General features: G+C 37.7%; 11 protein-coding genes. 8 read left to right on the top strand and 3 right to left on the bottom strand.

All coding sequences use genetic code 11. The features are described 5' to 3' along the window. Window positions 1-64: 64 nt before the first annotated feature. Complete coding sequence (locus ABR854_RS10280) at window positions 65-1,498, bottom strand: arginine deiminase family protein (RefSeq protein ID WP_350265306.1); 1,434 nt, start codon at window positions 1,496-1,498, stop codon at window positions 65-67. A gap of 407 nt (window positions 1,499-1,905) precedes the next feature. On the opposite strand from ABR854_RS10280, the gene ABR854_RS10275 reads away from it, so the two are divergent. From ABR854_RS10275 to sufD, 8 genes are all read left to right on the top strand, one after another. Continuing rightward, window positions 1,906-5,091, top strand: coding sequence for a cyclic nucleotide-binding domain-containing protein (locus ABR854_RS10275; RefSeq protein WP_350265305.1), 3,186 nt, complete (start codon window positions 1,906-1,908; stop codon window positions 5,089-5,091). Between the two features lie 25 nt (window positions 5,092-5,116). Next, entirely contained in the window at window positions 5,117-6,475 is a 1,359-nt protein-coding gene (locus tag ABR854_RS10270) for an ATP-binding protein (RefSeq protein WP_350265304.1), read from the top strand. 7 nt (window positions 6,476-6,482) lie between these two features. Beyond that, complete coding sequence (locus ABR854_RS10265) at window positions 6,483-8,549, top strand: ATP-binding protein (protein WP_350265303.1); 2,067 nt, start codon at window positions 6,483-6,485, stop codon at window positions 8,547-8,549. Window positions 8,550-8,586: 37 nt separating this feature from the next. Then, window positions 8,587-8,961 carry a response regulator gene (locus ABR854_RS10260; RefSeq protein WP_064198499.1) on the top strand — a complete coding sequence of 125 codons (375 nt, stop codon included), beginning with the start codon at window positions 8,587-8,589 and terminating at the stop codon, window positions 8,959-8,961. Continuing rightward, the gene (locus ABR854_RS10255) at window positions 8,958-10,004 is read left to right on the top strand and encodes an adenylate/guanylate cyclase domain-containing protein (RefSeq protein WP_064198498.1); all 1,047 of its coding nucleotides are present in this window, start codon (window positions 8,958-8,960) and stop codon (window positions 10,002-10,004) included. Before ABR854_RS10260 ends, ABR854_RS10255 begins: the two co-directional genes overlap by 4 nt. A gap of 183 nt (window positions 10,005-10,187) precedes the next feature. Further along, window positions 10,188-10,952 (top strand): Fe-S cluster assembly ATPase SufC, encoded by a 765-nt coding sequence (gene sufC / locus ABR854_RS10250; RefSeq protein ID WP_350265302.1) that lies wholly within the window; start codon window positions 10,188-10,190, stop codon window positions 10,950-10,952. A gap of 72 nt (window positions 10,953-11,024) precedes the next feature. Continuing rightward, on the top strand, window positions 11,025-11,405 hold the full coding sequence (locus ABR854_RS10245; protein WP_350265301.1) for a RidA family protein: 381 nt from the start codon (window positions 11,025-11,027) through the stop codon (window positions 11,403-11,405). Between the two features lie 51 nt (window positions 11,406-11,456). Continuing rightward, the gene (sufD, locus tag ABR854_RS10240) at window positions 11,457-12,788 is read left to right on the top strand and encodes a Fe-S cluster assembly protein SufD (RefSeq protein WP_350265300.1); all 1,332 of its coding nucleotides are present in this window, start codon (window positions 11,457-11,459) and stop codon (window positions 12,786-12,788) included. Window positions 12,789-12,849: 61 nt separating this feature from the next. Here the strand turns inward: sufD and ABR854_RS10235 are convergent, their stop codons facing one another. Together ABR854_RS10235 and ABR854_RS10230 are read right to left on the bottom strand one after the other, a co-directional pair. Continuing rightward, entirely contained in the window at window positions 12,850-14,736 is a 1,887-nt protein-coding gene (locus tag ABR854_RS10235) for a CocE/NonD family hydrolase (RefSeq protein WP_350265299.1), read from the bottom strand. 110 nt (window positions 14,737-14,846) lie between these two features. Continuing rightward, complete coding sequence (locus ABR854_RS10230) at window positions 14,847-16,133, bottom strand: dicarboxylate/amino acid:cation symporter (RefSeq protein ID WP_350265298.1); 1,287 nt, start codon at window positions 16,131-16,133, stop codon at window positions 14,847-14,849. Between the last annotated feature and the right edge of the window lie 75 nt (window positions 16,134-16,208).

The following is a 16,208-nucleotide window of genomic DNA, read 5'->3' as shown; positions in this document are numbered from 1 at the left end:
GAGTGATAGAATAAGTTTTTTTCTATTCCATCATTCACTCATTCTGAACGGGCGGCGAACCGCTTCAAAATTCTCTAAGTATTGGCATACTCATACAATGTGAGCCTCCTCTGGCTCTTGAAAGTTCGGCCGATGGCAACATGATAATTGTATCAGTCAAAGTTTCCGGTGAAAGTTCGTTTTTCTCAAATTTTTCGAGCAATTCAGCCGCTCTAATTGTTTGGAAACCAGCTTCACGGAATGCTTCGGCGGTTTTATCGTTTCGGTCATAGCCGATGGCGATTCCTTCTTTTACTACCAATAAATTACACGAATCCGTCCATTGTTCTCTTGCTCCGTAAGGGAATTCATTATTGCCCGAATATACAAACTTTATAGGCTCATAACAATTCAAATCATCTTTTGTTATCGACGAAAGCAGGTCTTCGAGGTTAGCAAAGTTTTTCACTTTCACTACGCCATCTTTATTGATAAATTGTTTTATTGTCAAGGCTTCATAACTCGGTTGTTGACCCAATTCTTCCCAAATAGATTGCTTTTCGGCCTCTTCTTGAATTCTACCGAGTGAACCCAACAGTACCCAAACATTGCGTTTGATTTGCGTAAAAACGGTGTCGATGTGCATATAATCACGTTTTTGCGGAATTTTCACAATTGTAACTTTCTGCACTGCGTTTTTCTCGAACAATAATTCAATGGCTTGTCTGGCGGCTTCAACTGAAGTTCGTTCGCTGACACCAATCAATAAATGATTTGGAGCAACCATCATTACATCGCCACCTTCGAGCGTATTTAAACGACCTTCTTGTTCTTCTTCGGGTAGTAAAAAATGGTTTTCGTCTTCCGTAATTTCAATAATTTTCCCTTGTAAATCTTCAAACATTGGATGATTAAAGAATACATATTTTGCCAAAAGTGACTCTCGTGTACGAGCATATTTGGCTGGTTTATTGAGCAAAAGATGGTCATTTACAACAATACCAATATCACGGGTAAAAATCAAGTTTGGAATTGGCGGAAAAAGCATTTTATTGTTCGGCAAAATACCCGTTATCAATACCCTGGCCAAGTCAATGTTTGGCATTTTGGCCATTTCGTTTTGAAATTGGTACGAACATTCTTCAACGGCACAAACCGCCGCAATGAGTTGTGTACGAACTACGGACATTTCTAAAATATCCGAGAGTAGTTTCTCAAACTCAATAACTTTATCTGAATTAAAATATTTTTTGTTGGAAGGCTTATGAAAATCTCTTGATTTGTCGGCATCAATTTCGCTGAGTTTTCCTTTAACTTTTTCATTATCAAGAAAATACAAAAGGATTTTTACGTAGAAATCATACTCATCTCTACGCATAGTCTCGAGATGAACGATGTCTTCAAATAACCAATCTTGAGCTTTTGAGGGTACAACTTTGCCCAAACCACTATCTGGACTATGGATAATAAGGCGACGCAAAGTGCCAACTTCTGAAGATACAAATATATTGTTGTTCATTTTTTTTACTGCTTTTAGCTATTAGTGATTAGCTTTTAGCTTTGATGATTTTAATGTAAAGAATTAACCTTTCCTCGAAACAAAGGGGATATTTCCGAAAGCTAAGCGGAACGCCGCCCGTAGCTAACGGTAATTGCTAAATGCTATAAAAAAATTAGTAAAAACCAAAATTGGCCATGAATGCCATGAGTTGAAAGAAGAAAACTGAGATTCGGTGTGGTTTACAAAAATGGCGATACAATCCCGTGAGCGTGAAGCTACAATTTTCGCCACGCAATTGGATTTTTTTGGATATATTTTTTTGTATTATTACCATAGTCTGTTGCAATATTACAAATCATTAAACTTATTTCAAAAGTTTTTCAAGCAAAATTCCTAACTTGCGATGTTCACATTTAAGACCCACAATGACCAATTTGTTTAGCCGAAATCGAGAACAATCGCAGTTAATTTTATTTTTCCTTCATAATTTTTTTATCAGTATCGGAACCGTCTTGGTGTACGTTTCGGCAAATATCATTTTGCTCGAAAATCACCCTGAGTTTTCATTACCAATTGCCTACATCGTCTCGACATTGGCCATGATGGGCGTCGGGAAAATCTACGAATATTACGAACACCATTATTTATTACAAACCCTCAGTATGCGGGTTTTGTTATCGGTTTTGGTGATGTCAATGCTCATGGGTTTGATAGTTTATCTGAGTCATTCGATTTTTACAGCAATCGGCATAATGGTTGGGTTTCGTATCATTTATTTGTTGGTCAATTTAGAGTTTTGGGGCGTTTCAGCGGTGGTTTTTGATGTTCGTCAAAGCAAGCGAATTTTCAGCGTTATTGGCTCGGGCGATGTTCCTGCTAAGGCCATTGGTGCAATCCTTACGGTACTCATTCATTCAACGTCGGTACTTTCTATTTTAATTGCGGTGGCGTTTTTTATGTTTTTGTTAGCTTTTTTTACTCAAAAACGTACTTTTCAGCTCACTGAAGTGCCAGGGTCGCAACCCGAACGCAAAAGCCGTAAAGATGATGCCAAGTACATTCAGCAGCTTTTTGGCGGAAACCGATTGATTTTCGAAATGTGTATCGGTTTGGTGGCGGTAGCACTTTCAGCTACTTGGATAGAGTATAATTTCTTCGTAAACGTCAAATATAAATTTCACAACCAACACGATGTCATTGCCTTTGTGGGTTATACCTTGGCCATTACGTATTCTATTTCTACGGTCGTAAAATTGCTGATTTCGAGTAAAGTCATTGAGCGTTTTGGGCTTCGGAATGCTTTGCTTTTCTTGCCTATCGGAACGGTTATTATTTCAATCGTTTTAGTGATTATTTCTACTTTACAGCAAGATGAATCTGTTTTATGGATTGAATTTAGTGCCGCCTATTTGCTTTTTGAAGTGATGCGTCGAACCATTTTCGACCCTGTGTTTTTGGTGATGTTTCAGCCACTCTCCACGCATCAACGCCTCAAAGGGCATACGCTGGCCAAAGGTTTTTATGAACCACTCGGCATGGGAATCGCTGGCCTTTTGCTCTTGGCCGAATATTATTTCGACTTTTCGTTTACTTGGATTCACTTCGGTTTTACGGTTATTTCGGCGTTTTTGGCTTCGTATTATCTTAGTCGAGCGTTTCGTCATTACATTATTGAACTGAAATCGGCTTTGAGCAAGCGTTTCTTAAGCGATGATGAATTGGTGATGCAAAAAGATGCCTTCAAGGCAATTATTAAAAACCTCAAAAGCGAAAAAACCGAAGAAGTCATCAGTGCCATTGATTGGATAACTCGTTTCGATGCACCAAAATTAGATGCATATTTGCCAAATTTACTCCAACATTCATCTGAGAATGTGCGTATAGCAGCTTTGCGTGCAGCCGATAAACTTGAATTGAGTGCCGAAAGCATCAAAATATTGAGTGACAATATTGCGACCGAACCCAACGCCATTTGCAGACAATTGGGCGGACAAATTTTAAGTAAAAAAGGGGTTTGGACAGACCAAAAACTAAATGAATACCTATCTTCTGATGATTTGGCATTGACCGAAGGTATTCTGACAACCACGCTTGCCACGCCCAACAAAGTTGGCAAACAGCAATTGGATAAATATTGCTTACCTGAAAGTAGTTTAGAGCAGAAACAAGTGGCTTTACGAATCATAAAAGCCTTAAAATTAGAAGATTATGAAGTTTTTGTTTTGGGATCTTCATTGAAAACCGAACTTCAATCTGAAGCTATCAAAGCCGCAGGAAGTTTGGCTACAAAACGGTTGGTTGTAATGCTGACACAATTTTTGTTTAGCCATTCGATGGCCAAACAAGCATTGAAACAACTCATTGACATTGGCGAGGAAGGTTTCATTACCATTTCTTCCCTCAAAAACACCGAAGATACGTTCGCTCTTAGAAAACTTATCAATTTTTGTGAGAAATATCAAACCGAAGACTCTCGAAAACTGCTGTTTTATTTAATCGAAAACAAAAATTGGGAAGTAAGTACGGCTGCTTTGAAGGCTTTAGGCAATTTTGAAAAAAATGAAGCTCATCGAGCTTTCTTTGAGCAATCCTTGGAATTGGAGTTCAAGCACGTTTATCAACTCTTAAATGGTTTTGATTCGATGCCAAAGGATACTTTATCCTATGAATTAGACCAAACTTCCGACCGTATTTTTTATATACTCACCTCTCTTTATGACCGAGACATCGTGCAAGATGCCATGCAGGGAGTAGAACATTCATCGAAAGAAAAACGAGCCAATGCTCTCGAAATTTTGGATAATATCATTCCGAGAGAAATCTATAAATGTCTTCACGCTTTGCTCGATGATTCGGGTATCGAAGAGAAAAAAAGTATTTTTGGTGAGTACATCGGCAAGAACACGGAGCTAAAATCTATTATTTCTGTGATTTTAGATAAGGGCGAACGCTATTTTGGAAACTGGACAATTGCACAGGCATTGCAAGTTTGGAGACCTGCACAAAGTAAGTTTTCGTTAGGAGAATTAAGTATTTTTGAGGCGTATCTCAACCATCCAAATACGCTGGTCAGAGAAGCGGCTTTCAAGACACTTACCGATAATGAAGTTTTCATACAACAACCCGAATTTGAAAAATATATTAAACAGATTGATATGAGTCATTCACACGAAAAAGCTACTGTATCCGAACTCGAACGAGTGATTGTATTGAAAAATACCCAACTTTTTGCCGAAACTCCCGAAAATGTACTAACATCAATTGTGCCAATCATGAAGGAAATTAGCTTTCACGAAGGAAAAACGATTTTCAAAAAAGGCGAAATCGGAAATTGTATGTATATCATTTATGCGGGCGAAATCGGTATTTATGACCACGAAACTTTACTCGCAACTTTCACAAAAGGCGATGTTTTTGGCGAATTGGCCTTGCTCGATGCCGAACCACGCTCAGCATCGGCGGTTGTAGAAAGCGATGTTTTACTTTTCAGAATCGACCAAGAAGATTTCTTTGATTTGATGGAAGAACGAAACGAACTTTTGAGAAGTGTGCTACGAATTCTTTGTCAGAGAATCAGAAATCAAAATGACAAAATCAGACGTTTGAGTTAAAACAAATCTTAAACCCACAATTTCGATGAGTAAAATTGATTTTAGCGATGTTGTAATTGCCACTTCCACAATGGCGGTTGTGATGGGTGTTGTCACAAAAATCTTAGAAACAAAGACTCGTGACCACAGGCTTCATACCATATTAAATTTTGCGTGGCTCGGCATGATGCTTTTGTCGATGCTGATAAATTTGATGGGTTATGAAACATCCTATTCGACAATTATTTGTTTGACTGTACTGTTTGCTGTACAGCGTTCAAAAGGCTTTCCACCTGCCCGAATGTTGTCCATTGCTTTTGTGCCAGCGGCTATTGTCTATCTCATCAATGACTTTTTTTTGTTTCTTACACCTAACTTTTTTAAAGATAACAAAGATTACTTCGATACCGCTCGTGGATTTGCTTTTATGTGGGTTTTAGGTTTTACGATTTATGCCCAACGCCAAGCCCAACGTGACAAAGTAGTGCGTGATAAAGCCGAAGCTGAAAGAAGAATCATTGAAGCAAAGAAACAAGAACTCGAATACCAAGTTGCCGAACGAACAGCCGAACTTACACAACAAAAAGAATCTTTAGAATTAGCTCTTGAAGAACTAAAAACCACACAAAACCAACTCATTCAGGCCGAGAAAATGGCTTCTTTGGGCGAACTCACGGCAGGAATTGCCCACGAAATCCAGAATCCGCTCAATTTTGTCAACAATTTTTCGGAGGTTTCGGTGGAACTTTGCCAAGAACTACAAGAAGAACTCGACAAAGAAGATTTCGACAAAACTTATATCGCCGAAATTTTAAGAGATATAAGTCAAAATCAACAAAAAATTACACATCATGGGCAGCGTGCCGCAAGCATTGTGCGAGGAATGTTACAACATTCAAGAGCCAGCAATGGTCAAAAAGAATTGACCGACATCAACGCACTGGCCGATGAATATTTGCGTCTGAGTTATCATGGTCTTAGAGCCAAAGACAAAACTTTCAATGCTGATTTCAAGACTGATTTAGACCCAAATCTGCCTAAAATCGAAGTTATTCCTCAAGATTTTGGACGAGTTTTACTCAATATTATCAATAATGCGTTTTATGCAGTTCAGCAAAAAGCCAAACAAGGAATAGAAGGCTACAAACCACTTGTGCAAATAAAAACGTTAATGACCGATGAAGAAATTGTGATAAAAATAACCGATAATGGCGGAGGAATGCCGGAAAACATAAAAACAAAGATTTTTCAACCATTTTTTACCACCAAACCAACTGGCCAAGGAACAGGTTTGGGACTTTCACTCAGCTACGATATTATCACAAAAGGACATGCAGGAACACTCGAAGTTGAAAGCACCGAAGGCGAAGGAACGACATTTATTATAACATTACCGTTAAAATAAAAGCTTTATGAAAAAGTACATTTGTTTGTTTTTATTCACTTTTACTGCAAATGTGCTTTTTGCACAATCATTCAATGCTGCTTCGATTGATAGCCTAAAAAATGAACTTTCAAAAGCCAAACATGATACCACAAAAGTACTGATTTTAGATAAACTTACTACTTTGTTTGCTTCCAGTAATCCGACTCAGGCATTGCGTTATGGGCGAGAAGCGTGGGCTTTGGCAAGTAAAATCAAGTATGATAAGGGTAAAGTTTTAAGTGCGTTGTCATCATGCCAAATCATGCTCAATACTTCTGATTATGCCGAGGCACTCAATAAACTTTTAGAAGCTCGATATATCTGTGAAAAGAGCAAAATGCCAAAAGAATTGGGCAACATTAATCTAAAATTGGCTTTACTTTATACCAATCGTAAGCAGTTTAAAAGTGCTTTGGAGTATCTATCAAAAGCTCATCAAGTTCGAGATTCTTTGCAAATTCCCGACCTTGATTATCCGCTCAATCAAACCTCTGGATATGTCTATAAAGATATGGGCGAATTTCAAAAAGCACTTGGTTTCTTCAAAAATGCGTATCAGAATTTAATAACAAAGAAAGCCGCACACCAATTATCAACAACCAGTTATTATATTGGAAGTACTTTTGCTGCTCTTAATCAAAGAGATTCGGCTTTGGCATATTTTCGTAAAAGTCTTTCTTTTCAAGCAAAATTCCACGAAGGACGAGTTTATTATGGTTTAGCCAGTGTATTTAAGGCCTCCAATCAACTCGATTCGGCGATATTTTATGCAAAAAAAGCACTCACTCGCTCCAATGAAAATCAGTTTATTCCTATTACAGTATTTTCGGCACAACTACTTTCGGAATTATATGAAAAGAAAAACGATTTAAAATCAGCTTTATTCTACACCAAAATTGCAACGGCCGAAAAAGACAGCCTTTTTAATGAGGAACAAATTCGACAAATCGAACGTCTTGCGTATGATGAAAAAGAACGTGAGTTAATAATCCAACGTCGAAGTGAAGTTCATCAAGCAGACCTCGAAGATAAAATCAAAATTTATGGTATTTCGACACTACTCATTATTGTACTTTTGGTGCTTTTCTTCCTTTATCGGAATAATAAAATCAAGCACAAGGCCAATCAGATATTGCATAGCCAGAAAGAGGAAATAGATACGCAACGAGCGAAGGCGGAAAAAGCCTTTCAAGATTTGAAAGCTACCCAAGCACAATTAATACAATCAGAAAAACTCGCTTCATTGGGAGAGCTTACGGCAGGAATTGCCCACGAAATTCAGAATCCATTAAATTTTGTCAATAATTTCTCCGAATTAAGCATCGACCTTACCCAAGAATTGAAGGAAGAAATAGAAAAAGTAAGTATTCCAGAAAAAGACAAAGAATATATTGATGAAATCATTGGAGATTTAACTCAAAATCAACAAAAAATCAATCAACACGGTAAAAGGGCAAGTAGCATTGTAAAAGGGATGTTGCAACATTCACGCTCAAGTTCGGGCGAAAAAGAATTAACCGATATGAATGCTTTAACAGATGAATATCTTCGATTGAGTTATCATGGACTGCGAGCGAAGGATAAAAGCGGTTCGACGTCTCGATTTAATGCTGATTTCAGAACCGATTTTGATGAAAATCTACCTAAAATAGCAGTAATTCCACAGGAAATTGGACGTGTTTTGTTGAATTTATTCAACAATGCCTTTTATGCGGTAAATCAACGCAGAATCGACCCCGTAGAGACGTTGCATGCAACGTCTGAGGCGACCCAGTCTCTACAAACGCAATATCATCCAATGATTTTTGTCACATCAAAAAAAATAGGTAACACTATTGAAATCAAAGTACAAGACAACGGAACAGGAATGTCAGAAGAAACAAAAGCCAAAATCTTTCAACCATTCTTCACAACAAAACCCACAGGTGAAGGTACAGGCTTGGGGCTTTCTCTGAGTTATGATATTATCACAAAAGGTCATGGCGGCACGCTCGAAGTAGAAAGCATTGAAGGCGAAGGAACAACATTTATCATTAAATTACCTTATATTTGAAAGCAATTTCAATTGAAATAAAATAGCCCATATTCCCATGAAAATATTAGTCGTTGATGATGAAGAAGATGTTAGAACGCTGTTTCAGCAACGTTTTCGCCGAGAAATCCGTGCGGGCGAATTTGATTTTGCATTCAGCGGTTCGGGCGAGGAAGCTCTTGAGTTTTTGAAAGACCAAGACTTAGAAGCAGTGCTGATACTTTCCGACATTAATATGCCAGGCATGAGTGGTATTGAACTTCTACGCCAAATTCGTTCAAAATCGCCTACTTCACCGCCAACAATTATGATGATAACTGCCTACGGCGATGCTCAAAGCCATGACCAAGCATTGGCTTTGGGAGCGAACGATTTCCTGACAAAACCACTCGACTTCATCGAACTCAAACAAAAACTCCAAAGCTCACTATGAACGCCAAAATAATGGTTGTTGATGATGAGGCCGATTTAGAAATCCTCATCAAACAAAAATTCCGCCGACAAATTAGAGAAAAAGTATATGAATTCTCCTTTGCTGCCAACGGTGCAGAAGCCTTGCGTCTTTTGCAGGAAAATCCAGATATTGACATGATATTGAGCGATATTAACATGCCCGAAATGGACGGTTTGACATTGCTTACAAAATTGGCCGAGCAAAATCCCTTACTAAAATCAGTAATTGTTTCTGCTTATGGCGATATGGATAATATCAGAGTGGCCATGAATCGAGGAGCATTTGATTTTTTGTGTAAACCCATCAATTTTGAAGATTTGGAACTAACAGTCGAGAAAACTCTCAAGCACGTTATTCAAATCAGAGAAACGCTTCAAGCCATTAAAGAAAATAATATTTTAAAAATGTATGTCGATGAAAATGTACTGAAATTTATGGGAAGCCACGAATTTGAGTCTTCATTGACCGCCAACGAAACCATAGAAGCCAGCGTTTTATTTGTTGATATTTGCGGCTTTACGGCCATTTCGGAGAAAGAAACGCCCGATATTGTTGTCAATCTCATAAATAAATATTTTGATGCGATGGTCAAAGAAATCATGGAGCAAGGCGGACACATTGATAAATTTATGGGCGATGCCGTAATGGCGGTTTTCAAGGGAGAATATCACCTCGACCGTGCCATTGAAGCGGCATTAGCTGTAAGAACAAGAATAGATTCTATCGAAGAAAGTTTACCAAGCCATATAAAATATACGCCAAAGGTTTCAATTGGAATCAATACTGGTGAGGTCATTTCGGGAAATATTGGCTCGGCATCGCTCCGACGATTGGACTATACCGTTATCGGCGATGTTGTAAATACTGCCCAACGTTTGCAGTCTGCTGCCCAGCCAAGTCAAATATTATTGAGCGAAAAAGCCTACATGATTGTAAAAGAATCTTTTACGTGCCAAGAAGTAGGCGAAATCAATCTCAAAAATAAAGCTTTACCTGTGAAGGTTTACGAAGTAGTTTCTTGAAAACATATAAAAAATCCAAGAAAAAAGGAACAACAATGTTTTATTTAGAGTTATTATAATTAAGAATAGCATCTTGGCTATTTTGATTGTATCTTTGCGAATTATTTGCGAACTAAAACTTATCTATTTTGTTATTTTATTTCGTACATACCTATTAAGTTTATCATAAGCAATAAAAATAAAATGCTCACTATCAGTAATTTACACGCCAGAATTGAGGAAAAAGAAATATTACGTGGAATCAATTTAGAAATCAAACCAGGTGAAGTTCATGCTATCATGGGGCCAAACGGCTCAGGTAAAAGTACTTTGGCTTCGGTTTTGGCAGGTCGTGAAGAATACGAAGTAACCGACGGTTCGGTTACATTCAACGGAAAAGACTTACTCGATTTAGCTCCCGAAAAACGTGCTGCTGAAGGTATTTTCTTGGCATTCCAATACCCTGTTGAGATTCCAGGTGTTACAACCATCAATTTCTTGAAAACGGCTCTCAACGAAATTCGTAAATATAATGGTCAAGAACCACTCGATGCCGCTCAATTTTTGAAGCGTATGAAAGAAAAAGCAAAATTGGTAAAAATCGACGATGCTCTTTTGAAACGCTCACTCAATGAAGGCTTTTCGGGTGGAGAGAAAAAACGCAACGAAATTTTTCAAATGGCTATGCTTGAGCCAACTCTCGGACTTTTAGACGAAACCGATTCGGGTCTTGATATTGATGCTCTTCGTATTGTTGCCGAAGGCGTAAACCAATTACGTGATGGACAACGTTCGTTTGTAGTAGTAACTCACTACCAACGTTTGCTCGATTACATCGTGCCAGATTTCGTTCACGTACTTTACAAAGGTCGTATCGTAAAATCGGGAACAAAAGAATTAGCTCTCGAATTGGAAGAAAAAGGCTACGATTGGATTAAGAACGAAGTTGACGCTCTTGAGGTAGCATAATACTCAATGAGTGAATGATAGAATGAAGAAATATTAAAAATTCTATCATTCACTCATTCAAAATTAGTTTTTATGCAGAAAATTCAAGTTAAAGATAGTACGAAACCTGTGGGGCATTATTCGCAAGCGATTGTGAGTGGTGGGCTGCTTTTTACTTCGGGTATTTTGCCGATAAAAATCATAACGGCCGAAAAACTACCAATCGAGTCAAATATTGAAGAACAATTAAAAGTTGTTTTTGATAATTTGACGCTGATTTTGCAGGAAGTAGGGTTGAGCTCTGAAAATGTAGTAAAAACTACGGTTTATATTTCAGGCGGAGAAAATTGGGGAATTGTGAACGAACTTTATGCAAAATTTTTCGGAGAACATCGCCCCGCACGTTCAATCATTCCAGTGCCTGAATTGCACTTTGGATATAAAGTAGAATTAGAAGCAATTGCAGAATTGTAGAACAATTTTCCGAAATTGTTCGGAGAAATTGATTATAGAAAATTTTGAATAATGAGTTCGATAGAAAATAAAGACGCATCAAGTCTAAAAGCAGAATTAATCGCTGATTTTCAGTTGTCACAAGCAAAATTGAATGGAAAAGCCGCTTTGCCGATTCATCAATTGCGTGGTGAAGCGATGCAAAACTTCGATAAATTAGGTTTTCCAACTATTCGTCATGAAGAATGGAAATACTCGAATGTGAGCAATTTAGTAAAGCAAACATTCGATTTTCATACAAAAACCGATTTTAATCAAGCCGACCTTGATAAGATTCCGTTGCCACATCTTACTGGAAACGTCTTGTATTTTATCAACGGTGTGTATAATGCTGAACTTTCGCAAATTGCTACTCCCGAAAATAAACTGAAAGTTATTCCGTTTTCGGAAGCATTGGCTCAACAACCCGAATTAATCGAAGGTTATTTTGGTAAATATGCCAATTACGAAACTGATGCTTTCACGGCTCTAAATACTGCTCTTGCCAACGATGGTGTTGTGGTACAAGTGGCTGATAATAAGATAGTTGAAGAACCAATTATTTTGAGATTTATTTCTGATGTACGCACGGCAAATGTGGGTTCTCAGCCTCGTAATTTGATAATTGTTGGTAAAAATTCACAAGTAAAAATTGCTGAAGCGTATCGCACAGTGGGCGACGGTGCTGCATTTGTAAATACTGTTACCGAAATCATCGTTGATGAGTCGGCAATGGTTGATTACTATAAAGTGCAAAGCGAAAGCGATAAATCGTATCATATCGGTACTACGCAAGTTTACCAAAAAGGCCGTAGTTATTTTTATTCAGCAACGGCAACTTTGAATGGTGGATTTGTAAGAAACAACCTCAATGTGGTACTTGATGGTGAGCATATCGAAAGTCATTTATTTGGCTTGTACGTGCCAAATGGCAAGCAACACGTTGATAATCACACAGTTGTTGACCACAGAAAACCAAATTGCGAAAGCCACGAGCTTTATAAAGGTATTTTGATGGATAAGTCAACAGGTGTTTTCAATGGTAAAATTTTCGTAAGAGAAGACGCTCAGAAAACCAACGCTTACCAAAACTGCCGTAATGTGGTGACTTCTGATGAAGCAACCATGAATACAAAACCACAGTTAGAAATTTGGGCGGACGATGTAAAATGCTCGCACGGAACAACAACTGGGCAATTGAACGATGAAGCTATTTTCTATATGCAGTCGAGAGGTATTCCGAAAAAAGAAGCGATTCGTTTGCAACTTTTAGCTTTTGCACAAGATGTTGTAACACAAATCAAAATTGATTCAATTAGAGAATATATCGAAGAGTTAATCTTAGATAAACTTCAAGGAGCTTGATAGAATAATATATATCAAAACGCCTCATAATCAGCGATTATGAGGCGTTTTTGTTTGAAATCTACTTCAATACTTCTACTGAAATCTTGCTATCGGCATAAATGCGATGCGTTGCTTTCTGAAAATCCTTTTCCTCGGCTTTGTAGATATTTGGTACATATTTTTGTGGGTTAATATCAAATAAAGGAAAGGCCGTTGATTGCACTTGAATCATGATTTTATGCCCTTTTTTAAATGTGTGCAAAACATCTTGCAAACGGAAATTAATATCAGTCTTCTTATTTGCCACTAAAGGTTCTGGTTTTGAAAATGAGTTACGGAAACGAGCACGCATGATTTCGCTACGTACCATTTGTTGGTAGCCACCCAACGTAATATGTTTGGGTGTGTATGGGGAGTTTGGTTCGTCTCCTGGGTAAACATCAATTAATTTAACAAAAAAGTCAGCATCCGTTCCTGTTGTTGAAATTTTAAGGTTTGCCATTATTTCGCCACCAAGTGTGACGTCTTCTGTCAAAACTTCGGTTTCGTAAGTCATTACATCTGTTCTGCGACCTGCAAAACGTTGGTCTTCACTCATATAGTTTCGTGGACTAAAGCCTGTAATTTGCTTTGGGTCTTCGGTATATGGTACTGGCTTTGATGGGTCAGAAATATACTCTCCAAATCCTTTTCCTGTCATTTCATTTGATAATTTCCCATTTGGATTTAAGTAAAAATCAATTTTTTGAGCAGTTTTTACTGGAAACTCAGCAAATTCACGCCATTCTTTTTTCCCAGTATCAAATAAATATGCTTCAGGTAAACCAGTTTTTCCATCTCCCGATTCTTTTAAAAAGTGTTTGAAGAATTTCAATTCCATATTTTTTTGAAAATAGGTAGAAACACTATCTCCAAAATAAACATTTGAGTGAAAATGATGTCCACGCTCACGAGACCAATCTCCATGCCCAAAAGGCCCCATTACGATTGTATTATAGGCATTTGCATTATATTTTTCTAAATTTTTATAGATATTCAATGGACCAGGTAAATCTTCAGCATCAAACCAACCACCAACTACCATGATTGCAGGTAAATTTTTGACATTTTTTAGATGAGGAAGGATGTTTCGTTTTTGCCAAAATTCATCATAATTTGGGTGTTCGATGAGTTCATTCCAAAAGAAATTATCGCCATAAACTTTGTTGAAATTCTTTAAAGGAGTCATGGTTTTATACCAATCAAAACCATCGACTGTATTGAGTTTTGGAAATTTATCATCATACCACGAATTGGGCGTTGGTTGAGGGTGCTGTACACCAAAAACTGGGAAAGTCATACCATAACCCAGAGTAAAAGCTCCATTATGGTGAAAATCATCAAAGAAAAAGTCAGAAATTGGTGCTTGTGGTGAGGCCGCTTTCAAGGCTGGATGCCCGCATAAAGCTCCAGCGATGGTATAAAATCCTGGATAAGAAATGCCATATTGACCAACTCGACCATTGTTGTTTGGAATATTTTTTACTAACCAATCAATGGTATCGTAAGTATCTGACGCTTCATCAACGTCAGTTGGCTTTGTTTTGTTAGGTATATGAGGTGTCATATTGGTGAATACACCTTCCGACATCCATCGTCCACGTACATCTTGGTCAACAAAAATGAACTTTTCTCGCATCATATAGCGAGAATAATATAACATTTTAGGGTATTCTTCCTTTCCATAAGGAGCAACATCATAGCAAGTCCGTTGCATCACTATTGGATAAGTATTGTTTGGAGAAGCATCTTTTGGTGTATAGATATTGGTAAAAAGTTTTACCCCATCTCGCATCGAGATTTGTACTTGGGTTTTTACGTAATTTTCTCTCACAAAAGCAGAATCTTGCTGTGCAATAGTTAGTGTTTGTGCTTTTGCTGTAATTGATAATATGCTTACTATCAATAAAATAAAAGTTTTTTTCATGATTTATTAGAAGAGTTGATTACTATTTATCGAGTTGATTACCTTAAAAATTTGAGCCACTATCTTAGCAAAAATAGTGGCTCAAACTATGTTATCTAAACTGCTGAATTTTATGCAGCTTCATTCAATTCTCCTTCCCACTTAGCCACAACTGCTGTTGCTACCGCATTCCCTGCTACTGAAGTTGCTGAGCGACCCATATCTAACAACCAATCAACCGCCAAAACTAAACTAATGCCTTCTTGTGGGAGTCCAAACATGGTGAGTGTTCCCGCAATAACAACCAACGACGCACGTGGCACGCCTGCAATACCTTTACTTGTGAGTAGGAGCGTAAGTAACATCGTTACTTGTTGGCCAAGTGTTAGTTCGATACCATAGATTTGAGCGATAAATCCTGTTGCAAAGGTCATGTACATCATTGAACCATCAAGGTTGAAAGAATAACCTAAAGGCAAAACAAAACTGATGATTCGCTCAGAAATACCAAATTTTTTGAGTTGTTCAATCTGTAAAGGCATTGATGCCTCCGAACTTGCCGTACTGAACGATAAGAATAGAGCGTCTTTTACAAATTTCAATAATTTCCAGTAGTCGATTTTCTGAACAAGACAAATTACCCACAGAACAACGACGATGAAAAAAGCCAATGTTGCGAAGAAACAAACGATTAAATATAAATAACCACCGAGTACACCCAAACCTTTGGCGGCAATAACGGCCGCAACCGAACCAAAAACTGCATAAGGAGCGAATGTCATTACATAACCAACAATCTTAAACATCACTTCAGAAATGGCATCGAGGGCTTTGGTTACACTTTTTCCTTTTTCGCCAATGGCTGCCAATGCTACACCAAAAAATAATGAAAATACTACTATTTGTAGCACTTCATTGGTAGAAAGTGCTTCAAAAATACTTTTTGGGAAAACGTGCGTGATAAAGTTTTCGAGCGTCATTTTCTTAGCTTCAACACCTGTATCGGTGCCTGTACTTGGTAAATCAAGCGTCATTACTTTGCCAGGTTTCATAATATTTACGGCAATCAAACCCGTAGCCAATGAAAGAATGGTGGCAAAATAAAAATAACCCAATGTTTTAAGGCCGATACGACCAACTACTTTGAAATCTCCAAGTTTGGCAATTCCAACAACCAAAATAGAAAGTACCAATGGCCCCAGAATCATCTGAATCATTCGTAAAAAAATCTTTGAAAGCAACTGCAGATATGAACTCCAATCTTTTACGCCTTCATTGGCTTTTACCTGTTCAGGTGTAAGCAATGCGGAATCTTTGATGCTAAATTGCCCTAAATCAAAATGATTGTGGATGAAATAACCGACAATGATACCAAGCGTCATGCCGATGAAGATTTTCCAAGTAATGTTTAATTTCATAGTGGTAAATACATCCTCCACCTAAAGGATGTGCTGTTTAGTTAGTTGATTTACTCCTTGCCCTAAAGGAGTTTT

It is taken from the genome of Emticicia sp. W12TSBA100-4 (assembly GCF_040253585.1).
In the GTDB taxonomy this organism is placed as follows: Bacteria; Bacteroidota; Bacteroidia; order Cytophagales; family Spirosomataceae; genus Emticicia.
This window is presented reverse-complemented; position numbering and strand designations above follow the sequence as displayed.